A 25,916-nucleotide genomic window follows, 5' to 3' on the forward strand; every position below is an offset into this window, starting at 1 on the left:
CGTCGCAAACTGGCGCGCCGTTGGTTGCCCGGCTTGCCACGCTTACGCAAAGCGAGGGCTGACCATGAACAAGCATTTCCGCGATTTCCGCAAGATCGATCCGACGCGCGGCGCCATGTTGGGCGACAACACCCCAAACAATTCCGACCGGATCGAAATCGGCCCAACCCGCCTGGCCTATGGCGAATGGGCGGCGGCCGGGCTTGAACTGCCCGATCTTCAGGAAATGCGCCGCTACCGCTGGCAACGACTGGTCGATCATATCAATGCGCGCGACTATGCCGGGCTGCTGGTCTTTGATCCGCTGAACATCCGCTACGCCACGGACAGCACCAATATGCAGCTGTGGAACACCCATAATCCGTTTCGCGCGGTGCTGGTCTGCGCAGACGGTCACATGGTGATCTGGGACTACAAGAATGCGCCGTTCCTGTCGTCGTTCAACCCGCTTGTGCGCGAGGTCCGCTCTGGCGCAGACCTGTTCTATTTCGACCGGGGCGACAAGGTGGATGTGGCCGCAGATGTCTTTTCCAACGACATTCGTATCCTGCTGGAGGAGCGCGCCCCGGGCAACCGACGCCTCGCGGTGGACAAACCGATGATCCACGGGCTGCGCGCCCTCGAAGCGCAGGGTTTGCAGGTCATGGAGGGCGAAGAGCTGACGGAAAAGGCGCGCTCGGTGAAAGGCCCGGACGAAATTCGCGCCATGCGCTGCGCCTCGAACGCCTGCGAAGCGGCGGTCGCCGAGATGGAGCGCTTTGCCCGCGCGCAGGTGCCTTTGGGCCAGACCTCTGAGGATGACATCTGGGCCGTGCTGCACGCCGAGAACATCCGCCGCGGCGGCGAATGGATCGAGACCCGCCTGCTGACCTCGGGGCCGCGCACCAACCCGTGGTTTCAGGAATGCGGGCCAAGGATTGCCCGGAACAACGAGATCGTCGCCTTCGACACGGATCTGATCGGAAGTTACGGAATTTGCGTTGATATTTCCCGCACCTGGTGGATCGGCGACCGCCCTCCACGCCCCGACATGGTGGATGCCATGCAGCACGCGCACGAGCACATCATGACCAACATGCAGATGCTGCGCCCCGGCGTGAACATCGAAGATCTGTCCCGCAACACGCATGTCCTGCGCCCGGAGTTTCAAGCCGGGAAATACGGCTGCCTGATGCACGGGGTTGGGCTTTGTGACGAATGGCCTCTGGTCGCCTATCCCGACAAGATGGTTCCCGGCGCCTTTGATTACGAGCTCGAAGCCGGGATGGTCCTTTGTGTCGAGGCTCTGGTTTCACCCGAGGGGGGTGACTTTTCGATCAAGCTGGAGGAACAGGTGTTGATCACCGATGACGGCTTTGAAAACCTGACCCGCTATCCTTTTGACGCGGCTTTGATGGGATATGGCGCGTCCTGAACCGGTCTCGGCTAGGGCCGTTTTATGACCGCCCAAAGCCCGTGATGGTCCGAGCCCAACTTCGGCAAAGGGCGCAGGCGCTGCCCTTTGCCTTGTGGCGCCAGCACATGGTCGATCTCGATCGGCAGGCCGATCCCCGGCAGCGAAAACGTCTTTACATAGCGCCCAACCCGCTTTGTCCGCGTGGCCTCGGCCACTCGGGCAAGCGTATGTGACCACGCCACGGAGTTGAAATCCCCACCAAGGATCACTGGCCCCTCAAGCGCGCGCAACTCGGGCAACAGGCTGGCCACCTGCTGCGCCTGATCGTAGGGCCAGGGCCAGGTCAGATGCAGCGACACCAGCCAGATCGGAGCGCCGCCCAGATCCACCTGCGCCGCCGCAAAACCATCGCGCCCCGAGCAGCGCGTGCTGCCTTCGATCAATGGGTGACGCGAGAGAACCGCCTCTCCCAACTCAGGCCCAAACGGGCAATGATGCTGATAAGGGTAAAGCGGGCGAAGTGCGTCGAGCAGGGCAAGGTTTTTCTCAGACACTTCTTGCAGCGTCAGAAAATCCGGGCGTGCGGCGCGCACCGCCGCCAACCAGGCATCGTATTCGGTTCGGTTCCACAGCAGGTTCTGTTGATACAGCGTCAGTCCCTCCCCCATGGTGGTCGGCCACCAGACATGCGGCAGCAGCCCCAGCATCGCCAGCCCCGCCAGGGGCCAGCGCAGTTTGCGCGGCCACATACTCCAGATCACCGCAAGCGCGAAAAGCAGCAAGAACGGCACACGAAACACCGCCAGCGCATCGCCCGCCGGGTGAAGAGCGCCGCCAAAGCCTGCCAAGATCAGGGCGCCCAGCACTACTGAAACAAGCTTCACCAAATGTGGTCTCCCTCTCACCTTGCCGTGACAGCGCCCCGCGCTGCCCTTGCGCATTGCGCCATCGCCCGTCACCTATGGAGCACCGCCCCTTAACATTCGGCTAGTACAATGCGCACAGAACGTCTTAGCTTTCCCGGCCATTCCGGCGCCACTCTGGCGGCCCGCCTCGACATGCCGCAAGGTCCGCATCTTGCCACAGCGCTTTTTGCCCATTGTTTCACCTGCGGCAAGGACATCCCGGCGGCCAAGCGCATTTCGGCGCGGCTTGCGGCCATGGGCATCGCCGTGCTGCGCTTTGACTTCACAGGCCTTGGACATTCCGAAGGCGAGTTCGCGAATACCACCTTCACCTCCAACGCCGCCGATCTCGAGGCCGCCGCCGCCCATCTGGAAGAAATCGGCATGCCGCCAAGCCTGCTGATCGGCCATTCTCTGGGCGGGCTTGCGGTGCTTCAGGCCGCCTCCCGGATCGCATCGGTGCGCGCGGTGGTCACCATCGGAACTCCCTTCGATCCCGCCCATGTGACCGACCATTTCGGCGCACAGCTTGAAGCCATCCAGTCCGAAGGCCGCGCGCAGGTTTCGCTGGGCGGGCGCCCTGTGACCATTGGCCATGACTTTGTGAAGGACGTGCGCAATCAGGACTTGGCCCCCACCATCGCCGGGTTGAAACGGGCCCTGTTGGTGCTGCATGCGCCGCGCGACGAGATTGTCGACATCTCAAACGCGACCAAGATCTTCACCGCTGCCAAACATCCCAAAAGCTTTGTCACGCTGGACGAGGCCGATCACCTGATCAGCGCGCCGCGCGATGCCGAATACGCCGCCGAGGTGATCGCCGCATGGGCCGGGCGTTACCTGGATCTGGCACCGCCCGCGCCGCCAATCGGTGCCCCCGAGGGCATTACTCGCGTCTCCGAAGCCGATCCTAGCGGCTTTTTGCAGGACATCCAGAACGGGCCACATCACCACGCCCTTGCTGATGAACCCAGGGCCTATGGCGGCACCAATCGCGGCATGTCGCCTTACGGCTTTCTGGCGGCAGGTCTGGGCGCCTGTACCTCGATGACCATCCGCATGTACGCACGGCGCAAGGGCTGGCCACTCACCCATGTCTGCGTTGACGTCACCCACGACAAGCTGCACGCGCAGGACGCCGGAACCGGGGCCGAAACCCGCATCGATGCCTTTACCCGCCGCATTACCCTGAGCGGTGCTCTGAGCGATGACCAACGCACGCGGCTTTTGGAGATCGCGGACAAATGCCCGGTGCACAAGACCCTCGAAAAAGGCGCAACGATCAAGACCGAGTTGACAAGCTAAAGCCCAAGTGGCGCACGTTCTGCTGCTTCACCTTGTTCCAAATACCCAAAAAACAACGTCGTTAAACAGCAAAAGGCCGGGTACAAAGACCCGGCCTTTTCCAATGTTTGCAATCAGGGTTTCCCCTTTGGGCTTAGCCGCGGGCGCGGCCAACCAGTTTCCATGCGGCGGGCAGAACCAGCGCGGCCAGAACCAGCTTGAGCACGTCACCCATCACAAAGGGGGTCAAGCCCCACTGCAGGATCGGCTTGTCCCAGCCGTAGAGCATCCCCAGCCAGATCAGGCCCGGCACATAGATGATCACGTTGCCCAGCAGCATGGCACCCGCCATTTTACCAGCCGTGCGATCCCAGCCCGCACGGGCCAGAACGCCCAGCATGACAGTTGCCAGCACGTAGCCGACCAGATAGCCGCCAGTGCCGCCCATCATGTACTCAAGCCCGAAGGCCTCGGCCGAAGAGCCTGCGAACACGTCAAAGCCAAGAGCGCCTACGATCATGTAGCCAAGAATGGTCACCAGTCCCAGACGGGCGCCATAGGCCGCGCCCAGCGTCAGCACGGCAAAGGTCCCCATGGTCATTGGCACGGGCCACATCGGCACCTTGATTTTTGCGGCCAGTGCCAGAATGGCAATGCCCATCACAACCAAAGCAACCTGCTTGACGCGCAGCGCAACGCCTTCATTCGCGCCAAAGGCCTCGGCCAGCACATTGCGGTTCATCGTGAGGTTCATGTCGTCCCCCTTCATCCTGAAATTGTTCTCTAGTGTTCTGCCTCAAGCCCCATGCTATCGCAAGCCTGCTTGCGCATTGCGGGTCAACAAATTTGCAAAACGCGTATTTGCAATTGCAAACCCGGCGCCAATTTGGGCGGCAGAAGAGCACAAACATAACGATACCAGGATGTATAAAACACAACCACAAGCTTACTTCAGGGTTGTATGGTAGTCCAGTCTCGGACAGGCTGGTGACCAAGCGCCGCCTGCCACCTCGAACAACCGTGGAAAAATCAACTTATGCCGATCCAAGCCCATGTCGTCGACAATTCAAGGCTTCTGTGCGTCCGCTTCAGCGGAGAACCAAACGGTGATGAAATACTGGGCATGGCAAAGCACCTCACCGCGCTTCCCGGATATTGGCCGGGCATTCCGGAGCTGGTGGATTCGTCGCGCGTCCTGAGCACGGATCTGGATTATGCTTCGATGCGGGCCGTGGTTCGCGCGGCCATCGACAAGGACAAAGGCCTGACCACCACAAAGCGGATCAGTTTTTTCGCGCCGGATGACACCAATTTTGGAATGGCACGGATGTTTTGCACGATCACGGACACGGCGCCGGAACCAATCGAAGCTGGCGCCTTTCGCACCGAAGCGGAAGCACTGGGTTTTGTCGGCCGGATTGAAACAAGGCTTGCCGAAATTCCCGGCTACGTGGCGGCATTCGGAGGCTGACGGCAGGCTCTCCAACAAAAAGGGGCGCTCCGAAGGAACGCCCCAATTCATGAACTGCGCCCCGGAATTAGGGGATCTTGGTCAGCAGCTCGCCAATCGATTGCTTGGCATCGCCGTAGTACATGCGCGTGTTCTCTTTGTAGAACAGCGGGTTTTCGATCCCGGAATAGCCGGTGCCCTGACCACGCTTGGACACAAACACCTGCTTGGCCTTCCACACTTCGAGAACCGGCATCCCCGCGATGGGCGAGTTGGGATCTTCCTGTGCGGCAGGGTTCACGATGTCGTTCGACCCGATGACGATGACCACATCCGTATCCGGGAAGTCTTCGTTGATCTCGTCCATCTCAAGCACGATGTCGTAAGGCACCTTGGCTTCGGCAAGAAGCACGTTCATGTGCCCGGGCAGACGGCCTGCAACGGGGTGGATCGCGAAACGCACGGTCTTGCCCTGCGCGCGCAGCTTGCGCGTCAGTTCAGCGACGTTCTGCTGCGCCTGCGCCACGGCCATGCCGTAGCCCGGCACGATCACAACGCTGTCCGCCTCTTCCAGAGCGGAGGCCACACCATCTGCGTCGATCGACACCTGTTCGCCTTCAACTTCCATCTGCGGGCCGGTGGAGCCACCAAAGCCGCCAAGGATCACCGAAACGAACGAGCGGTTCATCGCCTTGCACATGATGTAGGACAGGATCGCACCGGACGAGCCGACCAGCGCGCCGACCACGATCAGCAGGTCATTGCCCAGCGTGAAACCAATCGCCGAAGCCGCCCAGCCCGAATAGCTGTTGAGCATCGAGACAACCACCGGCATGTCGGCGCCGCCGATGCCCATGATCAGGTGATAGCCGATGAAGAAGGCAAAGACCGACATCAGCAGCAAGGCCCAGAAGCCCGCGCCGTTGAGGTAGGCAATCAGCAGCAGGAACGACAGGATCGCCGCGCCGAGGTTCAGCATATGCCCGCCGGGCAGTTTTTTCGCCGACGAGGTCAGCTTGCCCGCCAGTTTGCCAAAGGCCACGACCGATCCGGTAAAGGTCACCGCACCGATAAAGACGCCTAGGAAAACCTCGACCTTGAGAATGGCGATTTCCGCGCCGGTTTTGTGCGACAACACGGCGGCAAAGCCTTTGACGCCACGCTCGTGCATGGCGGCGGCAATGCCGGTCTCGGTCAGGCCGGCTGGCAACGCGGCCTTGATTTCCATGACCCGGGCCAGCTCGATATGAGCGTTGTAGCCGATGAACACGGCCGCCAGACCCACGAAAGAGTGCAGCGCCGCAACCAGCTGGGGCATTTCGGTCATTTCAACCCGCTTGGCCAGCACCGTACCGACGCCCGCGCCGATCAGCATCGCGATCAGCAAGAAGCCATAGTTGCCGATCCCCGGACCGAAAGTCGTGAACAGCACCGCCAGACCCATGCCGACAATACCGTACCAGACAGCGCGCTTTGCGCTTTCCTGGCCAGACAGCCCGCCAAGGCTGAGGATGAACAGAACGCTCGCGGTAATGGCCGCGGCGGTCACCAATTGATCTCCGAACATATCTAACTCCGCAGCCTTAAGATTTCTGGAACATGGCCAACATGCGGCGCGTCACGAGGAAGCCACCGACAATGTTGATCGTCGCCACAAGCACGGCGATGGTCGACAGGAAGACCACCACACCGCTGCCCGACCCGATCTGAAGCAGAGCGCCCAGAACGATAATGCCGGAAATGGCATTGGTCACGGCCATCAGCGGCGTGTGCAGCGAATGCGCGACCCCCCAGATCACCTGGAAGCCGACAAAGCAGGACAGCACAAAGACGATAAAGTGCTGCATGAACGACGGCGGGGCAACAAGACCAAGCAGCGCCATGACCACGCCGCCAACGACCAGCAAGGTCGCCTGAGACTTGGTCTGCGCCTTGAAGGCGGCCACTTCGGCGGCGCGCTTTTCTTCGGCTGTCAGCTCTTTGGGCTTTTCTTTCTTCTGCGCCGCGATGGCCGCCACTTTCGGCGGCGGCGGCGGGAAGGTGATTTCCCCCTGATAGGCCACGGTCGCGCCACGGATCACGTCGTCTTCCATGTTGTGATTGACCTTGCCGTCCTTCTCGGGCGTCAGGTCGGTCATCATGTGACGGATGTTGGTCGCATAAAGCGTCGAGGATTGTGCCGCCATCCGGCTGGGGAAGTCGGTATAGCCGATGATGGTCACGCCATTGTCGGTCACCACCTTCTGGTCCATCACGGTGCCTTCGACGTTGCCCCCCTTTTCGGCGGCAAGGTCAACGATCACCGATCCCGGCTTCATCGCCTTGACCATGTCCTCAAGCCACAGCTTGGGCGCTTCACGGTTCGGGATCAGCGCCGTGGTGATGACGATATCGACCTCGGGGGCCAATTCGCGGAACTTGGCAAGCTGCGCCTCGCGGAACTCGGGCGAAGAGACCGAGGCATAGCCGCCGGTGGCCGCGCCATCCTGCTGCTCTTCCTCGAAATCGAGATAGACGAACTCGGCGCCCATCGATTCAACCTGCTCGGCCACTTCGGGGCGCACGTCGAATGCATAGGTGATCGCACCAAGACTGGTCGAGGTACCGATCGCCGCCAGACCGGCGACACCGGCGCCAACCACCAGAACCTTGGCTGGGGGCACTTTGCCCGCAGCGGTAATCTGCCCGGTGAAGAACCGGCCAAAGTTGTTGCCCGCCTCGATCACGGCGCGATAGCCAGCGATATTGGCCATCGAGGACAGCGCATCCATCTTTTGCGCGCGGGAAATCCGCGGCACCATTTCCATGGCGATGACATTGGCGCCCTTGGACTTGGCCAATTCCAGACCCTCGGCGTTGCCGCCCGGGTTGAAGAAGGTGATCAGCGTCTTGTCCTTGTTCAGGCGCTTGAGCTCCGTATCCGTGGGGATACGGACCTTGGCGATGATATCCGCCTCTTTCCAAAGCGCGGCGGCGGTGCCGACAACGGTCGCACCGGCGGCCTCGTAATCCGCGTCCGCAAACCCGGCAAGCGCGCCTGCGCTCTTCTCGATCAAGCACTCATAGCCCAGCTTCTGCAAGGCCGTTGCCGAATCCGGGGTCATCGCAACGCGCGCTTCCCCTGCTTCGACTTCCTTTGGCGTCCCAATTTTCACGGTTGTCCCCCTCATTCAGGAAATTTCCACGCCCCTTACGGAACGTCATTTGGCAATCGGTCTACAGTCCTGACCTACCGACCACAAGCTATGCGGCGCGGCCATGTCAGGCATCGCGCGCTGTAGATCACAGGTAACAGGTAAATTAAACCCACCTTCTCGTTTGTTGCGTGTACTTGTGAAACTCAGCAAGAAACTTGCGCCTCAAGCGCGCTTCTTCCGGCTCGATAAAGCGTTTTTCGATAATCCAGACGAAAAGCGGGATCAAAGGCAGGCTCAGCACCGCGTCCCAATACAGGATCATCCCGGCCAAAACGAGCGAATCGCCCAGATAAATAGGGTTGCGAGAACGTTTGAAGATCCCGCTGGTGACCAGCCGTGCGGCCTGCCGATGCGGGATGATCGTGGTCTTGTGCCGGTTCATTTCATAGGCCGCGAGCAGCATCAGAACGAGCCCTGCCCCCACCAGAAGCCCGCCCAAAAGGTCCGCGACGACAGGACCAAAGTTCAATCCCATGGCGTGGTAGGTCTTTTGCCACCAAGCCACAAACAGGCACCCCAGCAACCACACGGGCGGCATATCCAGCCATTTCATCATTGTGCGATATCCTCGATTCTCACAGGCAAGGGCGCTGCGCCCCATTGGCGTATCAGCCCAGGACCATAACGCAACCTGTGCGCCAAGCGTAGGTCGTGGTCAGTCAAACAAGCGCCGCCGCGCGCTGGAACGCGCGTTGCGCAGGCGCGCAAATGTCGAAGGTGTGGGCTGCTGATCTTTTTGCCCGTCAAAAAGACAGCCCTGCCCACCCGCTGTGCGCGCTGGGACGTGCTGGGACGCGTAGCGTTATTCCCACTCCATTTCTTCATAGACGCGGCCGGCATTCTTGGTGGCCAGTTCCTCGAAGGTATCTAGATACTGCCAGCGGTCCTGATCCACGTAATAGGCCTCGGCCAGATCACCGCCCTCGTCGATATGGGCACCAATCTTCTCGCGCAGATCCCGCAGATATCCAACGGTTTCCAACGTCACCATCGCCATATTTGTCGGATGCCCATGTCCGGGGATCACGAAGGTCGCGCCAAGATCGGTGAACGGCCCTTCAAAGGTCTCGATCCAGCAGCTTGTGCAGGTGCCTTCAAAGATTGGCGGCATCCGCTCGTGAAAGGCCATATCGCCGGAAATGACGATGCCCCACTGCGGAATCCAGACCTGCGTGTCACCGGGGTCATGCGCCGGACCAAGATGCAGGGCCTCAAGGGTCACGTCGCCCATCTCGATGACATATTTATCGCTGAAAGAGATGTTCGCAGGCACCACCCGCGTCCCTTCGGCCTTGTCGCGATTGTACCGTTGCATCCCCTGAAGGATGAAATCGCCATCCTCCTCGACCACCGCGATGGCATCTTCATGCGCAAGAATGTCGACGCCAAGATCCGCCCAGTAAGAATTGCCCAATATGGCATGCCCTTGACCGTTCTCATTGATCACCAGCTTCACCGGCTGATCCGTCACCGCCTTGATCTCTTCATGCAGGGCTGCCGCCAGACGCGCGCTTGCACCACCGTTGATCACCACGACCCCGTCGCCTGTCACCACAAAGGACAGGTTGTTGTTGTGTCCGGAGTTCTCGTAGGTCGGCGGCGCCGTCGCCCCGATCGCGGAATAGACCTGCGGGATCACCTGCACCGGCTTGTTGTACAATTCAGACTGCGGATACATGTCCGCGATATCCTCATGCGCCCAGGCCGCGCTTGTCAGCAACGTGCCCGCCAAGACCAAACCCATCTGTTTCATTGTCAGAACCCTCCCTCAAGACGCGCATACATTCGCATACGTGAATGCCTTTGCCAAGAAGCGACAGCCGACGCCTTGTCACAGCCCCACTCTGCGATAGGGTACGGCCAAACTCAGGGAGAAACAGATGCTCACAGGCAAACACGCATTGGTCACCGGTGGCGGCACAGGGATCGGCCTTGCCATCGCGCAGGCCCTCGCCGCGCAAGGCGCAGAGGTCACCATCACCGGCCGCCGTCCCGGCCCGCTCGAGGCCGCAGCAAGCGCCCATATCCATCCTCTCGTCATGGACGTGATGCAGGAAGCTTCGGTCGTCCAAGGCATCGAAGCCGCCGTCAACGCCCGTGGCCCGATCCAGATCTGCGTGCCCAATGCCGGCATCGCCGAGGGCCGCGCCCTGCTGAAAACCGATATGGATTTCTGGCGCCGAATGATGGCCACCAATGTCGATGGCGCGTTCCTGACGATCCGGGAATCCCTCAAATCCATGACCCAGACCGACTGGGGCCGCGTCATCGCCGTGTCCTCCATCGCCGGAATTCGCGGCCTCAAGGGCGCGCCGACCTACACCGCCAGCAAACACGCCCTGCTCGGCCTGATCCGCGCGCTGGCCGCCGATTACGCCACCAAACCCTATACCTTCAACGCGCTTTGCCCGGCCTATGTCGACACCGACATCGTGACCAGCAACGTCACCTCGATCATGAAACGCACCGGCATGGACGAAGCCGCCGCCCGTGATCTCATGGTCGGGGTCAACCCGCATGGTCGGCTGATCGCGCCCGAAGAAGTCGCCGAAGCCGCGCTGTTCCTCTGTGGTGACCACTCCGGAAGCGTCAACGGTCAGGCCATCCAGATCGCAGGCGGCGAAGTCTGACGCCCCGCCAAGCCTTTCACTGGTCCACAAATATCCCGGGGGAGTCGCCAAAGGCGACGGGGGCAGCGCCCCCCGGGCAGGCACCGCCTGCCTGTTGAAAATCCTGCGCGCCGCAGGCGCTCTGCTGCGTCAAACCGCCAAGGCCGCGCCGAACAACCGCGCCAAACGGTCCAGATGCGCCAGATACCCTGCGTAATCCGGTGTCCGCCCGCCGGCCTTGGCCCCCTCCAGGGCCGCCAGCATGGTGCTGGCAAGATCCTCTGGCCTGTCCAGCAAGGTCACGCGCCCGGCGGCGGCCTCTTGCCGTAACCATGCGGCGAAGATCGCAACCAGACGCTCGGTCCCATCGCGCGCAAGATCTGCGGCCACCGTGCTGCCGACGTCCACCAGTTCCGAGCCATGCGGGCTTGTCAGAAGCATCGCCATGAACTCTCCGCCCTTGGCGCGAAAGGCGCGGGCCAGAACATCGGCAACGGGGCCAGGCTCGGACAGGGCCAAGGCCACCGCCTGCGCCGCATCTTCAAAGAACACCTGCACCGTCGAGCGAGCGATATCCTCTTTGCCCTGATAATACTGATACAGCGCAGGCCGCGACATGCCCGCCGCCTGTGCAATGTCCCCCATCGAGGTACGCCGGAATCCATATTGCGCAAAAACCGGGCAAGCCGCGTCAAGAATGGCGCGGCGCTTGACCTGATCCTTCAGAGTTGCATCTTCCATAATCAACACCTGACAAAAACGCCGCAAACTGTCAATTGACAAACTGACATATTTCGGCAAAATTGTCAAAAACAGCGAAAGGACGCCCCATGCCCGCAATCACCGTGAATGGCACGGACCACGACGTGGACTTGCCCGAAGATGTGCCCCTTCTCTGGGTTCTGCGCGATCAGCTGAATATGACAGGCACCAAATACGGCTGCGGCGTGGCCGCATGTGGCGCTTGCACTGTGCACATCGATGGCGAGGCGGTGCGATCGTGCCAAGTGGCGCTTGGCGATGTCTGGGGCGAGGTGACGACAATCGAAGGGCTCGGCACCCCCGACACCCTGCACAAGTTGCAAAAGGCCTGGATCGACCATCAGGTGGCCCAGTGCGGATATTGCCAGTCCGGCCAAATCATGCAGGCCGCCGCGCTGCTGGCGGAAAACCCCGCCCCCAGCGATGACGACATTGACGCCGCGATGAACGGCAACCTGTGCCGCTGCGGCACCTACCCGCGCATCCGCGCCGCCATAAAATCCGTGACGGAAGGGGCATAAACCATGGCCAGCATAGGAAAAATCGCCCGCCGCAGCTTTCTGTTCGGATCGCTCGCCATCGTCGGCGGCGCCGCCTTTGGTGCGTGGTATGTCACCAAACCCGCCCCCAATCCGCTGGACCCGAAGGACGGCGCGCTCAACCCCTTTGTGATGATCAACGCGGATGGCATCACCCTGATCGCCCCGCATGCCGAGATGGGGCAAGGCACCCACACCACATGGGCCGCGCTTCTGGCCGAGGAACTGGACGTCACGCTGGATCAGGTGCGCGTCATTCATGGGCCACCCGCGCAAGCCTATTACAACAGCGCCCTGATGTCCGAAGGTCTGCCCAACAAAGGCTACGATGCCAGCGGGTTCCAGCATTCTCTGGCCGAGGCGATGGGCCATCTCGGCAAGGTGTTTTCCATGCAGGTCACGGGCGGCTCGACCGCCATGAAGGACGGCTTTGAACGCATGCGGGTCGCAGGTGCAGGCGCGCGCGAAATGCTCAAGGAAGCCGCAGCGCGGCGGCTTGGCGTCGACCGCGCCTCGCTCAGCACCAAGGGCGGCATGGTCATCGCGCCCGATGGGACTGAAATCGCCTATACTGATCTCGCCGGTGAGCTGGACGGGATCAAACCGCCCAAGGTCACCCTGCGCCCGCAGTCTGAATGGACCGTTCTGGGCAAACCCCAGCCGCGCATCGACATTCCCGGAAAATCCACCGGCACAGCGCAATTCGGCATCGACACCCGCCTGCCGGGGATGAAGTATGCCGCCGTGCGCATGGCCCCGACCCGCGCGGGCATGAAAAGCTTTGACGGCTTCGAGGCGGGGCGCATGCCCGGCGTCGAAAAGGTCGTGGATCTTGGCAACGGCGTCGCGGTGATCGCGAACAATACGTGGCTCGCCATGCAGGCCGTGAACGCCATCCCCGTCGAATGGGATGACGCGGCCTATCCCGCCACCACCGAAGCCGCTTTCGCCGCGTTGGAAACCGCCTTTGACACCGAGCCGGATTCGACCATGCGCGAAGATGGCAATTCCGACGAAATCCCTTCCGGCGCAACCATGCTGGAGGCCGAGTATCGCGTGCCTTTCCTTGCTCATGCAACGATGGAACCTTTGAACGCAACCGCTTGGTTCGAGGGCGAAAAACTGCGTTTGTGGTGCGGCAATCAGGGGCCGGTCTTCTTGCAAAAGGCCTGCGCCGATGAAGCCGGGGTCGATGAGGCGGATGTCGAGGTCAACGTCACCTTGATGGGCGGCGGTTTTGGCCGGCGCGGCGAATTCGACTATGCCGTGATTGCCACCCGCGTCGCCAAGGCCTTGCCCGGCACGCCGGTCAATGTCACGTGGTCGCGCGAAGAGGACATGACCCACGACTTCTATCGCCCGCCCGCCATTGCGCGGATCAAGGGCGCGGTACAGGACGGCCTGCCGATCGCCTTCGACGCCAAGGTCTCCTCGCCCTCGATCGCGGCGCAGGCGCTCAAGCGTTGGATGGGCTTTGCCCCCAGTGGGCCGGACAAGAGCATTGTCGACGGCATCTTCAACCAGCCTTACGGCATTCCCAACTACCGGGTGCACGGCCATCTGGCCGATATCGCGCCGCCCTTGGGGTTCTGGCGCTCGGTCGGGGCCAGCTACAACGGCTTTTTCCATGAAAGCTTTATGGACGAGCTGGCTCATGCCGCCGGTGCCGATCCGATGGAAATGCGCCTGAAGCTGACCCGCGATGAATGGCTGCCCGGCTTTTTCTGCCTTGAAGCGGTGCGCGACATGTCCGGCTGGACGGGCAAGACACCCGAGGGCGTGGGCCGCGGTCTTGCCATGGTCTATTCCTTCGGCACCCCCGTCGCCATGGTCATCGAGGTCAAGGATCAAGACGGTCTGATCCGCCTGACCAATGCCTGGATCGCCGCCGACCCCGGCATCGCGCTGGACCCCGGTATCATCGAGGCACAGTTGACGGGGGGGATGGCCTATGGCCTGTCCGCCGCCATCGGAGAAGAGATCACCTTTGATGGCGGTGTCGCGCAACAGCAGAACTTCCCCGATTACGAGCCGCTGCGCATGTCGCAAATGCCGCCTGTGCAGGTGCAGATCCTCGAAAATCAGGAACGGCTGAATGGCATTGGCGAGCCGGGAACGCCCCCCGCTGCCCCTGCCCTTGCCAATGCCATCTTTGACCTGACGGGCAAACGAGCCCGAGAACTGCCACTTAACAAAACCTTCGACTTCTACGTCTGAAAAGCGGCCCTTTTCGGCCCGAACCGAAACAATGCCAGCGCCCGGCCCCTGCGGTCGGGCGTATTGTTTCAAAATTCTTTCCAATTTTCGCAAATTTGCCACAATCTTGATTAATATTGTTTTAATCAGGCTGTTTGGCTTTCGAAATCAAAGGCTTCGCACCAGACTCTGCCTGAGTTTTACAAAACATCCGTCGCGCCATTGGCTGACGGATCGTTCCGGCACCGGCGCAAAGACCGGGCGGGATGAGGCAGGAGTATCAGTATGCCCAATGGGTATCTCGTCACCCTTGGTGACAACAGTCTCGATTCCGGGGATGTCATCAGTGGCGGTCTGGTCACTTTTACAACTGACACGGTGATCGGCACGGGCCAATGGGTCTGGTCCGGCACATGGAACGGCAACTCCTACAACAACGTACAAGAACCCGGCAGCTATTACCTGGCGACCAATGGTAACGTGTACTTCGTGCCTTCCTATGGTCCGGTTGATACGCTCACCACCTCCTCCGTCGTGACCGCCCCCAGCTATGTCAGCCCCTCAGACGGAATTGTCTTTGGCACCGGGCTGGATGACCTGATTGATCCCGATTTTGTAGACACGGACGGCGACAGCCCGGACAGCGGCAATCCAAACGATGACATCCGCGCAGGGGCAGGCAACGACACCGTGATTGCCGGGCAAGGCAACGATACGGTCGATGCCGGCGATGGCGCGGATCTGGTCTATGGCGACTATGGCAGCTACTCGCCAACAAATATCGCCGAAACGCTGGACTGGACCAACCAAGGCGGCAATGGCACCGATCTGTCGGGCGGCTTTACACAGGATACCGGCACCGTCGATGTCACTGTCGGCTTTACCAACGACGGCAACAACGCCCCGACCTTTCAGGTGGACACCGCCACCCCGCAATATGCGGCTGGCGGCTTTGACCCAAATTCGTCGCTGTTCCTTTTCGGTCAGGGCGATGGCCCGACCTCGACGACGACCATCGAATTCACCCCCAGTTCCGAAGGCGTCGCCGCAGACGAAGTCGAGAACGTCCAGTTCCGTATCAACGACATCGACTGGGGCGCCGCGAACCACACGGACATCGTCACCATCAACGCCTATGACGCAGACGGCAACCCGGTGCCTGTCACGCTGACGGTGGGCGGCGGTGATATGGTGTCGGGAAATACCATCACCGCCGAGGCCGTGGCCGAAGACCCCAACCAGCTGGGTGGGTCGGTTCTTGTCGATATTGCCGGGCCGGTCGCCACGATCGAGATCATTTATGGCAATGGTCAGACCAACACGCAGGGGATCTGGGTCACCGACATCACCTTTGACGCCGTGCCGATTGCTGTGGGCGACGACAGCCTGCTTGGCGGCGCGGGCAATGACACGCTGTTCGGTGAGACGGGCAACGATACGCTGGATGGCGGCGCGGACGACGACAGTCTGAATGGCGGGCTTGGCGACGACTCGCTGCTGGGCGGGACCGGCAACGACACGCTGGAAGGCGGCGCCGGGGCGGACACGCTGAGCGGCGGCTCGGGCTTGGATTTTGCGTCTTACGAATCGTCCGATGCGGCGGTGACGGTCAACCTGACCACCAACACATTCTCGGGCGGCCATGCCACGGGCGACGTCAGCCTCGGCGGTCTGGACGGTATCATCGGGTCGGACTTCAACGACAGCCTGACCGGTTATGACGCTCAGGGCCCCGACTGGACCAACGTCTTTTACGGCGGGCTTGGCGACGACACGCTGGACGGCATGGGCGGCGACGACTCGCTTTATGGTGAACAAGGGGCCGACTCGCTGCTGGGCGGGGCGGGCAACGACTATCTTGATGGCGGAGCGGACAGCGACACGCTGGATGGCGGCATCGGCGCCGATGTCCTTTTGGGCGGGCTTGGCAACGACACGATCTTTGCCGGTGTCGGCGATACCATCAACGCAGGCGAAGGAGACGACTATATCACGCTGGTCGATACCGGCGAAGCCCCCGGCACCATCACCATCGAAGGCGAAACCGGCGGGCAAAGCGCAGGCGACACGCTGGACCTGAACGGGTTGGCCGACCGTTCGACCATCAACATCACCGACAACACCGGCGGAGAGTTGACCGGGACGGTGACGTTGCTGGACGGCACGATTGTCTCGTTCTCGAACATCGACAGCGTGATCTGCTTTACCCCCGGCACGCGCATCCTGACCGATACCGGCCCGCGTCCGATTGAAAGCCTTGCCCCTGGTGATCTGATCGTCACCCGCGACAATGGCTTGCAGCCGCTGCTGTGGAAAGGCGCGCGGCGGATGCTGGCGCGGGGCGAAAACGCCCCCATCCGGATTGCGCCGCATCTGTTCGGCGGCCAGCGTGCGCTGACGGTTTCGCCGCAGCACCGCATGTTGATCGAAGGCTATCACGCCGAGCTTCTCTTTGGCACGCCCGAGGTCTTTGCCGCCGCCACCCATCTGATCGACGGCAAGACCGTGCAGCGCGCGCCCGATGGCGAAGTGACCTATATTCACCTGCTGTTCGAGCGCCATCAGGTGATCTATGCCGAGGGCATGGCCACCGAAAGCTTTTTCGCCGGCGAAAATGGCCTGGGTGCGCTGGATGCCGCCTCGAGAGAGGAACTGTTCCGCGTCATGCCGGTATTGCGCAGCGATCCCGCCCAATACGGTGAAACAGCCCGCATCTGCCTGCGTGCCTTCGAAGCGCGGATGCTGCTGGAACACCAACAGGGCCGCATCGCCCGCGTTGCCTGACCTATCGCGCGCTTGCACCGTCCGACGTTGAGGGCTAGAGCGCGTCATCAGGGAAACGCGAGTCAGGCTTGATGTGGGGCTTCACAAACAAACGCGACCGCGACTTTCGACGCCGCGGTGTGGAGATTGCCAAGGGCAGCCATATCGGCGCAGGCTGCCGGATTGGCGATCACACCCGGATCAACGCGCCCTCGCACCTGTCCAATTGCAGTATCGGCGCCTATTGCGCGATCGGCGGGCGGCTGGTTGTGCGCGACCGAACCCACGAAACCCGGTTTCTGAACATGCAAGGCAAGGCGCAGCGCGAGGTGATCGGCTCGGACTTGCAGGTGTCACGTCTGACCAAAGGGGAAACCCGCATCGGCAACGCCTGCTGGATCGGTGACAGCGTGATCGTTCTGCCGGGGGTGACCATCGGCAATGGCGCGGTGATCGGCGCAGGCAGCGTCGTCACCCGCGATGTGCCGGACTATGCCATCGCCGCTGGCAACCCGGCGCGCGTTCTGCGCATGCGCTTTTCCGAGGACAAGATCGCCCTTTTGCAGGGGCTGAACTGGTGGGACTGGCCGAACGACAAACTGCGCCGAAACCGCGGTTTTTTCGAACTGGACATCGACGCCTGCACCCCCGAGGCCCTGCGCGCCGCCATCGCCGCCGTGACCTAACCGGCTGCCCAGTCGTCAAGAATCCTGGTCAAAGCGGCCCAATCGGTGAATTCCGTGTCCTGATGCGGGTCCACTGTCTGGCCATGTTGCGAGGCGATCCAGCGCATGGCGAGCGATTTGAAAAAGTCGTATTCGGTAAACCGAAAGGCCCCGGCGATATGCTCGGTGCGGCCCGGGTGCCAGCCAAATTCACGCGCCGCCGTATCGGCGATCTTGCGCAGATCGGCCCACTCCTGCGGATCCTTGCCCGCCGCAGCCCCCGAGACCTGTAGATACAGCGTCTTTAGTTTGCGGAGCACCGCGCCGTTTTCATTCGCAAAATCAAGAAGTTCAGGTTGGATCTTCCCGACATGCACTGACCCGGCCAAAACTGCCGCATCAAATCGGCCCAGCTCAAGCCCTTCGGCGTCACGGACGTCCAGCAACTCGACGCTATGACCTTGGTCCACCAGATGATCGGCGGCAAAGCGACAGATCTTCCGGGTTTGCCCCTCGGTCGAGGCATAGGTGATCAGAATGCGCATCGGTTCCTCCTTGAGTTCGATGCGCTAAGTCTAACGCGTTTTTGCGCCCCTCGCCTTGTCCTGACGCAAGGCGGCGCACGGTGGTCCAAGACCGCGTTAACCAATAATCGCCAAAGTCTTGGAATCGGATCTGACACGGGCTGCAAAATACGGGGCTGCAAACTTGTCAGACTGCTTGTGAGCCAACCTCGCTCCCTTAGGGTTTTGGGTCGCACAACCGATGCAAAAGGTCCTCAGGGCACGATGACCCAAGCGTCAGGCCCCGGCCGGGTTTTCCCCGCGCCGGGTGCTTGGGCATCCTGTAACCCCTAGGCGCTGCGCCTAAGATCGCCTGCCTTGCCCGCCGACCAAGCCCGCACCGCATCGCCAAAGGCCATAAACAGCGGGCGCGAGACGGGATCATTGGCCGCGTCCCATTCCGGGTGCCATTGCACCGACAGGGTAAAGCCCTTGGCCCCTTCGACGTGAATCGCTTCGGGTGTGCCGTCGGGCGCATAGCCTTCGATCACCACACGTTTGCCGGGGGTCTTGATCCCCTGCCCGTGCAGTGTGTTTGTCATCACCTCGGTTGCGCCGAACAGGCGGTGGAACACGCCGCCCTCGGTCAGGCTGACCTGATGGCGCAGGGCAAACTTCTCTTCCATCGTGCCATCGGGGGGCATGCGGTGGTTCATCCGCCCCGGCAGATCGCGAATCTCGGGGTAAAGCGTGCCGCCCATGGCGACGTTGACCTCCTGGAAGCCGCGGCAAATCCCCAGAAAGGGCTGCCCCCGCTCAACGCAGGCCCGCACCAGTGGCAAGGTGATCGAATCGCGCGCCCTGTCATGGGCGCCATAGGCTTCGGTCCATGTCTCGCCGTATTCTTCGGGGTGCACATTGGGGCGCCCGCCGGTCAGCAAAAAGCCGTCGCAGGTGTCCAGAAGCTCCTCGACCGAGACAAAGCGCGGGTCTGCCGGCACCAGCAAAGGCAGGCAATCCGCAACGTCGGCCACCGCCTCTGAATTCATCTCACCGCCGCCGTGAACGGTGTATTGATCATTGATCAAATGCTGGTTGCCGATAATCCCAACGATAGGCCGCGCCATCTGTCTTGCTCCATGCCTTTGCGCCATAATTAAACCATAGCGACTACTAGCGAAAGATGAAGCACCCTGCGCAAATGCACAAGCAGCACGCAGTGCCTGCAAAACGGGCAACTCACGCCGGAGCGGTTGCCGTAGGGGCCGGAGTGACCCGACCCTGCCAAAAGCAAGAAGGAGGGCAAAGCCCCCCTTCTTCAAGCGCCGCGCGGTTGCCCGGTGGCACCTTTGTTTTGGCTCAAGAGGCTTTCAGCTCCAAACGGCGGCGGTGCAGGACCGGCTCGGTATAGCCCGAAGGCTGCACACGGCCCTCGAAGACCAGATCGCAGGCCGCCTTGAAAGCGATACCATCAAAGCCGGGAGCCATCGGTTTGTAAAACGGATCACCGGCGTTCTGGCGATCCACAACCTCGGCCATGCGCTTCATGATCTGCATAACCTCGTCGCGCGACACCACGCCATGGTGCAGCCAGTTGGCGATGTGCTGGCTGGAAATCCGGCAGGTCGCGCGATCTTCCATCAGGCCCACATCATGGATATCCGGCACCTTGGAGCAGCCGACGCCCTGATCGATCCAGCGCACGACATAGCCAAGGATACCCTGCGCGTTGTTCTCGACCTCTTGGGCGATCTGCTCTTTCGTCCACTTCTGGAAAGCCGCCAGCGGGATATCGAGGATCGTATCCACATGGCTGCGCCGCCCGCCCTTCAGCAGGGCGGCCTGTACCGCGAAAACATCCACCTTGTGGTAATGCAGCGCGTGCAGTGTGGCGGCGGTGGGCGACGGCACCCAGGCGCAGTTCGCACCGGCCTTTGGGTGTTCGATCTTGCTTTCCAGCATGGCCGCCATCTTGTCGGGCATGGCCCACATGCCCTTGCCGATCTGCGCGCGTCCGGACAGCCCGCACTCCAGACCAATGTCGACGTTCAGCGCCTCGTAGCCGCCGATCCAGGCCTTGCGCTTGATGAAATCCTTGCGGCTGAACGGCCCAGCCTCCATCGAGGTGTGGATCTCATCGCCAGTGCGATCAAGAAAGCCGGTGTTGATAAAGGCCACACGATGCTTGGCCGCGCGGATACATTCCTTGAGGTTCACGCTGGTGCGGCGTTCCTCGTCCATGATGCCCAGCTTGACGGTGTATTCCGGCAGACCCACCACTTTTTCGACAAAGCCATAGGTTTCATTGGCAAAGGCCACCTCTTCGGGGCCGTGCATCTTGGGTTTGACCACATAGACCGACCCCGCGTGCGAATTGCGCAGACCGCTGTCCTTGTTCAGATCGTGCCGCGCGATCAGCACGGTCACCATGGCGTCCATCAGCCCTTCGAAAATCTCGGAGCCATCTTTCAACAGCACCGCAGGGTTGGTCATCAGATGTCCGACGTTGCGCACCAGCATCAGCGCACGCCCCTTGACCGTCAGCTCGCCGCCATTGGGGGCCGTAAAGGTCAGATCGGGATGCAGGGCCCGCGTAACGACCTCCCCGCCCTTTTCAAAGCGGTCCTCAAGATCGCCCTTCATCAGCCCCAGCCAATTGGTATAGGCCTGCACCTTTTCCTCGGCATCGACGCAAGCGACGGAATCCTCGCAGTCCATGATCGCCGAGATCGCGGATTCAAGCCGAACGTCAGCCAGCCCCGCCTGATCGCGCGCGCCAATCGGGTGCGTGCGGTCAAAGACCAGTTCCACATGCAGCCCGTTGTTCTGGAGCAAAACAGCATCCGGCGCCTTGGGGTGGCCCTTGTAGCCAACAAATTTCTCGGGCGCGATCAGGGGCTGATCGTCCACCAGCAGCGCGCCCTTGTGCACGTAATAGCGGCGCGCATCTGCGTGGCTCAGTCCGATGATAGGGAAGGCCTCATCCAGAAAAACACGGGACCGCGCCACAACGCGGGCGCCGCGGCCGCGCTCGAACCCGCCTTTGGGCGGCAGCGATCCCATGGCATCGGTGCCATACAGCCCGTCATACAGGCTGCCCCAACGGGCATTGGCCGCGTTCAGCGCATAGCGTGCATTGGTGATCGGAACCACAAGCTGCGGGCCGGGAACGCTGGCAATCTCGGGATCGACGTTCGAGGTGTCGATCTGGAAATCCTCGCCCTCGGGCAGAAGATAACCGATGTCCTCAAGGAAGGCGCGATATTCGATGTGCGAATGCGGCAGGCCCAGGTGCGCCTTGTGCCATTCGTCAATCTGCTTCTGCAAATCCTCGCGTTTGGCCAAAAGCGCCGCGTTGCGCGGGCCAAACTCATGCGCCAGTTCCGAAAACCCCGCCCAAAAGGCCGAAGGCTCAACACCGCTGCCCGGCAGAGCCTGGGTTTCAATGAAATCAGCCAATTCCTGCGCGACCTGAAGCCCGCTCCGTTCAACCCGTTGCGACATGCCTGTCTCTCCCTGTCCGGTCTTGTTGCAGCCAAGATCCCAAATAAGCCCCAAGTTTCCGATAGGCAACAGGTCTGGTCACATGATTTTACCAATTCAAGCATTCGCGGTGGCGAACCGCCAAAGCCGCGCGACACCAATCAGCGAAAGCGTTTCCACCGGCCCCCGATCAACAGGCCCTTCAAGCCGCTTCTTCTTCCTCGGCCTGCTGACGGGCCCAAAGCGCCGCATAGCGGCCACGGCGCGCCAGAAGATCGTCGTGCGTGCCTTCTTCGACAACTTCGCCCTCTTGCAACACCACGATCCGATCTGCATCCGCAATGGTCGACAGGCGGTGGGCGATGGTGATCACCGTGCGGCCTTCGCCCGCGCGTTTCAACGCGTCCTGGATCGAGGCTTCGGTCTCGGTGTCGAGCGCGCTTGTCGCCTCGTCCAGCAGCAGGATCGGCGGGTTCTTCAACAAGGTGCGCGCAATGCCCACCCGCTGCTTTTCACCGCCCGACAGCTTGAGCCCACGTTCACCCACGGCTGTGTCATAGCCTTCGGGGAGTGATGTGATGAAGTCATGGATCTGCGCCGCCTTGGCCGCCTCGATGATTTCATCCTGGGTAGCGCCGTCGCGACCGTAGGCAATGTTGTAACGGATGCTGTCGTTGAACAGCACCGTGTCCTGCGGCACCACGCCGATGGCCGAATGCAGGCTGACCTGAGTCACATCGCGCAGATCCTGCCCGTCGATCCTGATCGCACCGCCGCCGACATCGTAAAACCGAAACAGCAGCCGCCCGATGGTGGATTTGCCCGATCCGGAGGGGCCAACCAGCGCCACGTTCTGTCCGGCGCCCACCTTGACCGACACGCCCTTGAGGATCGGGCGCGTGGGATCGTAGCCGAACTTGACGCTGTCCAGTTCCACAACGCCGCCTTGCACGTCCAGTTCGGGCGCGCCGGGTTTGTCCGAAACCTCCTGCGGCTGTTCCAGCAGGTCAAACATCTCGCCCATGTCCACAAGGCTTTGGCGAATTTCGCGGTAGACCGTGCCAAGGAAGTTCAGCGGCATGGTGATCTGGATCATATAGGCGTTGACCATGACGAAATCGCCCACGGTCAGGCTGCCGCCCTGCACCCCCAGCGCCGCCATCGTCATGACGGCCACAAGCCCCGAGGTGATCAGAAAGCTTTGGCCAAAGTTCAGGAAAGCCAGCGATGTGGCGGTTTTGACTGCCGCGCCTTCATAGGCCTTCATCGCAACGTCATAGCGCGCGGCTTCGCGGGCCTCGGCGCCGAAATACTTGACGGTTTCAAAGTTGAGCAGGCTGTCGATGGCCTTCTGATTGGCATCGGTGTCCTGCTTGTTCATCTCGCGGCGCAGCTTTACCCGCCATTCGGTAACCTTGAAGGTAAACCAGACATAAAGCGCGATCACCCCGGTAACGACGATCAGATACCAGACGTCAAACAGGTAGAAAAGAACGCCTGCGACCAGCGTCAGCTCCAACACCAAAGGGCCAACGCTGAACAGCATGAAGCGCAGAAGAAAGTCCACGCCCTTCACACCGCGCTCGATGATCCGGCTCAGACCGCCGGTCTTGCGGGTGATGTGATAGCGCAGGGACAGGCGGTGAATATGGGTGAAGGTCTCAAGCGCAAGGGTGCGCAAGGCGCGCTGCCCGACCTTGGCAAAGATGCCATCGCGGAGCTGCTGGAACCCTACGGTCATCAGCCGCGCCATGCCATAGGCCACGGTCAGGCCAACAGCGCCCAGCATCAGGTCAGGCACCTCGCCGGACAGGCTGTCGACGGCGCGTTTGTACAGGATCGGCGTGCCCACGGCGATCAGTTTGGCCAGCACCAGAAGCGCCAGCGCCATGACCACGCGCTGCTTGACCCAAGGCTTGTCGTCCGGCCACAGATAGGGCCCGACCTTGCGGACGGTCCGCCAGCCCGAGCGGCGTTCTTCGGCTGCGATTTCTGCGGCACTTTGCACAGGTGGCATCTGTCTTCCTCACATCACGTCCCCGCGATGTAAGGCGCTGCGCCGCGGAATACCAGAGCCAAGGCCCAAGGACCGACCGCACCGCCTTGGTTTTGCGGGATAAGGCGCGCTTACTGAACGGACATAATGCCGACGTCACCGCCTGCGGACATCGCGACTTCAAGGCCATTCAGGCCGGTCTGGCGAACCAGCGCGATCAGCCGGTCGCGGGCTTTGGCGACCTCGTCCTCGGTCGGCGCGGTTTCGGCCAGCCGGTCGTCCGGCGTGACCGAGCCGACGAAGACGCGACCGCCGCTGGACGTGACAAACCCGGTGCGCCAGAGCCGTGCGATCAGCGGTGCGGCCCCCGAAGTGTCGAACTGCACCCCCAGATCATCGGGCATACCGGACCAGAACAGCGGAAGGATCAGGTTGGCCGGAGTCGCTTTTTTCCGGATCGCCTCACTGGCCAGATCCGCAAGCCTTCCAAGCGTTGTCGGGGCCGCCGTGACCGTGCCCCCTGCCTGCGTCATCAGCGCGGCCACCGCGTCCTGATCTGCTGCCACCACGATCAGGTTGATTGGGCTGGCCCGGTCGCCGATCAGCGTTTCGGCATAGGGCTGGTATTTGGGCATGGACAGGATGCCTTCGGGCGCCGCGATCAACTGATCGGCCTGAAGTGAGGAGCGGACAGCCAGCGCCTTGTCATAGCCCGTGATCTGCCAGATGGCGAAGGCGACCAGCGCGCCAATGCCGGCAACCCCGGCCACCCCACGCGAAAGTGCAACGGTATCGGTGCCAAACCCCATGCGCTGGTGAAGGCGCCACTCGGCCACGGTGACACCGACCAACAGCCACAGACCGCCGATCAGCCAACCGTTCAACACGTCACTCAGGTAGTGTTCGATCAGGATCACCCGGCTGGACCCGATGGCCAGTGCAAGGATGCTGGCCGACATGAACCCGGTGACCTGCCCCAGCCGCCCCAACCGCCAGAGCACATAGGCCAGCGTCCCGTAGAAGGCGATGGAGATTGCCGCGTGGCCTGACGGAAAGCTGCCCGAGGTTTCGACGAAATAAGCCAGCTCCGGGCGCGGGCGCGCGAAGATGGCTTTCAGCAGCGCGACCGAAAGCACATTGCCCAGAACCGCAACCATGAGGCCCGTCATCAGCGCCCAGCGACGCGCCAGCAGCAGCCAGATCACAGTCGCCCCCAGCAGGGCCACGATCACCCGGCTGTCGCCCAAGGCCGTCACATGCGCCGCGATCCGCAAAATGACCGGCGACCAGAACAGATGGGCCAGTTGGGCGACGTTCTGATCAATCCCAAAGACCGGCGCCGAAAGGGCAAAGTCCAAGGTCACGTCCGCCCAAACGCCCAGCACATAGACAAAGACAAGCGCAAGGCAGGTCAGTGGCAGACCAAGGAAGCTGTCCGCGTCAAAGCGGTGTGCAAGCCATTGCCGAACCTGAGGATGGGCGGACAGCCAGCGCGCAAGAACCGGCCATTCGGCGATGGCCGTCAATGCGGCGCGCGCCAGCGAATACGCTGTCGGCAACAGCCGGAAAAGCCGGAACAACAGCCACCAGACCAAGATCAGGACGATGGCCAGAACGCCCAGCAGCAAGGCAAGGCGGGTCGCACGGGCACCGATATGGCCCAAGGCGCCGCCCAGCAGGTAGCCGATCGACACATGGGCAAAGGCAAAGGGGATCGCCCCGACAATGTTCCAGATCACGAAGGTCCGACGCTCGATCCCGGCCAGAGCCGCGACCAGGGGCACAAGCCCCGCGACCGGCCCGGAAAACCGCCCCAGCGCAAGGGCAATCCCGCCGCGCCGGGCAAACAGCGATTGCGCCCGCGCGTAGGCCCGCGATTGCATGAACCGAGAGCCGGGACTGAGCGTGGATTTCGCCAGCCGCCCGGTCCAGTAACTGGCTTCGCTGCCAAGGATGGACCCGATGGCCACGAACCAGACAAGATCGAAATAGTCGAGCACGCCGCGCTGTACCAGAATCCCGCCCGCATCAACGATCAGAGTCCCGGGGATCACAACGCCGGTCAGAAAGAACGCCTCGAGCATCGAGGCAGCGGCAATGATCCAATAGCCCAGAATGCCAAGCGACTGGATAGACGGCAGGATCTGGTCGAGCGTTATTCCCGGCAC

19 protein-coding genes and 1 pseudogene are annotated in these 25,916 nt (G+C 61.7%); 8 read left to right on the top strand and 12 right to left on the bottom strand.

The features are described 5' to 3' along the window. The first annotated feature begins 64 nt into the window (after positions 1 to 64). On the top strand, positions 65 to 1,414 hold the full coding sequence (gene dddP / locus ACOYQJ_RS20135; RefSeq protein ID WP_422907802.1) for a dimethylsulfonioproprionate lyase DddP: 1,350 nt from the start codon (positions 65 to 67) through the stop codon (positions 1,412 to 1,414). Positions 1,415 to 1,425: 11 nt separating this feature from the next. On the opposite strand, the gene ACOYQJ_RS20140 is transcribed toward dddP, so the two are convergent. Then, the gene (locus ACOYQJ_RS20140; protein ID WP_422907803.1) at positions 1,426 to 2,280 is read right to left on the bottom strand and encodes an endonuclease/exonuclease/phosphatase family protein; all 855 of its coding nucleotides are present in this window, start codon (positions 2,278 to 2,280) and stop codon (positions 1,426 to 1,428) included. Positions 2,281 to 2,391: 111 nt separating this feature from the next. Between ACOYQJ_RS20140 and ACOYQJ_RS20145 the strand changes: the two genes are divergently transcribed. Continuing rightward, the gene (locus ACOYQJ_RS20145) at positions 2,392 to 3,606 is read left to right on the top strand and encodes a bifunctional alpha/beta hydrolase/OsmC family protein (RefSeq protein WP_422907804.1); all 1,215 of its coding nucleotides are present in this window, start codon (positions 2,392 to 2,394) and stop codon (positions 3,604 to 3,606) included. Between the two features lie 133 nt (positions 3,607 to 3,739). On the opposite strand, the gene ACOYQJ_RS20150 is transcribed toward ACOYQJ_RS20145, so the two are convergent. Further along, positions 3,740 to 4,339: a biotin transporter BioY gene (locus ACOYQJ_RS20150; protein WP_422907805.1), complete on the bottom strand. Its 600-nt coding sequence runs from the start codon at positions 4,337 to 4,339 to the stop codon at positions 3,740 to 3,742. Between the two features lie 369 nt (positions 4,340 to 4,708). On the opposite strand from ACOYQJ_RS20150, the gene ACOYQJ_RS20155 reads away from it, so the two are divergent. Continuing rightward, positions 4,709 to 5,056, top strand: coding sequence for a hypothetical protein (locus ACOYQJ_RS20155; RefSeq protein WP_422907806.1), 348 nt, complete (start codon positions 4,709 to 4,711; stop codon positions 5,054 to 5,056). A 67-nt stretch (positions 5,057 to 5,123) separates the two neighbouring features. On the opposite strand, the gene ACOYQJ_RS20160 is transcribed toward ACOYQJ_RS20155, so the two are convergent. From ACOYQJ_RS20160 to ACOYQJ_RS20175, 4 genes are all read right to left on the bottom strand, one after another. Next, the gene (locus ACOYQJ_RS20160; RefSeq protein WP_422907807.1) at positions 5,124 to 6,602 is read right to left on the bottom strand and encodes an NAD(P)(+) transhydrogenase (Re/Si-specific) subunit beta; all 1,479 of its coding nucleotides are present in this window, start codon (positions 6,600 to 6,602) and stop codon (positions 5,124 to 5,126) included. Between the two features lie 16 nt (positions 6,603 to 6,618). Next, positions 6,619 to 8,190 (bottom strand): Re/Si-specific NAD(P)(+) transhydrogenase subunit alpha, encoded by a 1,572-nt coding sequence (locus tag ACOYQJ_RS20165; RefSeq protein ID WP_422907808.1) that lies wholly within the window; start codon positions 8,188 to 8,190, stop codon positions 6,619 to 6,621. A gap of 145 nt (positions 8,191 to 8,335) precedes the next feature. Next, positions 8,336 to 8,788 (bottom strand): methyltransferase family protein, encoded by a 453-nt coding sequence (locus tag ACOYQJ_RS20170; RefSeq protein ID WP_422907809.1) that lies wholly within the window; start codon positions 8,786 to 8,788, stop codon positions 8,336 to 8,338. A 246-nt stretch (positions 8,789 to 9,034) separates the two neighbouring features. Continuing rightward, positions 9,035 to 9,985 (bottom strand): MBL fold metallo-hydrolase, encoded by a 951-nt coding sequence (locus tag ACOYQJ_RS20175; protein WP_422907810.1) that lies wholly within the window; start codon positions 9,983 to 9,985, stop codon positions 9,035 to 9,037. 127 nt (positions 9,986 to 10,112) lie between these two features. Between ACOYQJ_RS20175 and ACOYQJ_RS20180 the strand changes: the two genes are divergently transcribed. Continuing rightward, a complete protein-coding gene (locus ACOYQJ_RS20180; RefSeq protein ID WP_422907811.1) occupies positions 10,113 to 10,862 on the top strand; it encodes an SDR family NAD(P)-dependent oxidoreductase in 750 nt (249 codons plus the stop codon). 129 nt (positions 10,863 to 10,991) lie between these two features. Here ACOYQJ_RS20180 and ACOYQJ_RS20185 read toward each other — a convergent pair whose 3' ends face one another. Next, positions 10,992 to 11,582 carry a TetR/AcrR family transcriptional regulator gene (locus ACOYQJ_RS20185; protein WP_422907812.1) on the bottom strand — a complete coding sequence of 197 codons (591 nt, stop codon included), beginning with the start codon at positions 11,580 to 11,582 and terminating at the stop codon, positions 10,992 to 10,994. Between the two features lie 89 nt (positions 11,583 to 11,671). Here ACOYQJ_RS20185 and ACOYQJ_RS20190 point away from each other — a divergent pair, with 89 nt between their 5' ends. The 4 genes and pseudogenes from ACOYQJ_RS20190 to ACOYQJ_RS20205 form a co-directional block, all read left to right on the top strand. Continuing rightward, positions 11,672 to 12,124, top strand: a complete 453-nt coding sequence (locus tag ACOYQJ_RS20190; protein WP_422907813.1) for a (2Fe-2S)-binding protein — start codon at positions 11,672 to 11,674, stop codon at positions 12,122 to 12,124. A 3-nt stretch (positions 12,125 to 12,127) separates the two neighbouring features. Then, positions 12,128 to 14,359 carry a xanthine dehydrogenase family protein molybdopterin-binding subunit gene (locus tag ACOYQJ_RS20195; RefSeq protein WP_422907814.1) on the top strand — a complete coding sequence of 744 codons (2,232 nt, stop codon included), beginning with the start codon at positions 12,128 to 12,130 and terminating at the stop codon, positions 14,357 to 14,359. Positions 14,360 to 14,623: 264 nt separating this feature from the next. Beyond that, positions 14,624 to 17,122, top strand: a complete 2,499-nt coding sequence (locus ACOYQJ_RS20200) for a Hint domain-containing protein (RefSeq protein ID WP_422907815.1) — start codon at positions 14,624 to 14,626, stop codon at positions 17,120 to 17,122. Between the two features lie 344 nt (positions 17,123 to 17,466). Further along, positions 17,467 to 17,694 (top strand): annotated as a pseudogene (locus tag ACOYQJ_RS20205) (CatB-related O-acetyltransferase); the annotation flags it as partial. 89 nt (positions 17,695 to 17,783) lie between these two features. On the opposite strand, the gene ACOYQJ_RS20210 reads toward ACOYQJ_RS20205, so the two are convergent. The 5 genes from ACOYQJ_RS20210 to ACOYQJ_RS20230 all read right to left on the bottom strand — a co-directional run bounded on the left by ACOYQJ_RS20210 (position 17,784) and on the right by ACOYQJ_RS20230 (position 25,916). Next, on the bottom strand, positions 17,784 to 18,311 hold the full coding sequence (locus ACOYQJ_RS20210; RefSeq protein WP_422907816.1) for a flavodoxin domain-containing protein: 528 nt from the start codon (positions 18,309 to 18,311) through the stop codon (positions 17,784 to 17,786). A 308-nt stretch (positions 18,312 to 18,619) separates the two neighbouring features. Then, the gene (locus ACOYQJ_RS20215; protein ID WP_422907817.1) at positions 18,620 to 19,396 is read right to left on the bottom strand and encodes a gamma-glutamyl-gamma-aminobutyrate hydrolase family protein; all 777 of its coding nucleotides are present in this window, start codon (positions 19,394 to 19,396) and stop codon (positions 18,620 to 18,622) included. Positions 19,397 to 19,628: 232 nt separating this feature from the next. Beyond that, positions 19,629 to 21,773 carry a malate synthase G gene (locus tag ACOYQJ_RS20220; RefSeq protein ID WP_422907818.1) on the bottom strand — a complete coding sequence of 715 codons (2,145 nt, stop codon included), beginning with the start codon at positions 21,771 to 21,773 and terminating at the stop codon, positions 19,629 to 19,631. A 181-nt stretch (positions 21,774 to 21,954) separates the two neighbouring features. Then, positions 21,955 to 23,769 carry an ABCB family ABC transporter ATP-binding protein/permease gene (locus tag ACOYQJ_RS20225; protein WP_422907819.1) on the bottom strand — a complete coding sequence of 605 codons (1,815 nt, stop codon included), beginning with the start codon at positions 23,767 to 23,769 and terminating at the stop codon, positions 21,955 to 21,957. Between the two features lie 110 nt (positions 23,770 to 23,879). After that, positions 23,880 to 25,916, bottom strand: coding sequence for a bifunctional DedA family/phosphatase PAP2 family protein (locus ACOYQJ_RS20230; RefSeq protein ID WP_422907820.1), 2,037 nt, complete (start codon positions 25,914 to 25,916; stop codon positions 23,880 to 23,882).

The organism is Pacificoceanicola algae (genome assembly GCF_049341065.1).
Lineage (GTDB): Bacteria > Pseudomonadota > Alphaproteobacteria > Rhodobacterales > Rhodobacteraceae > Pacificoceanicola.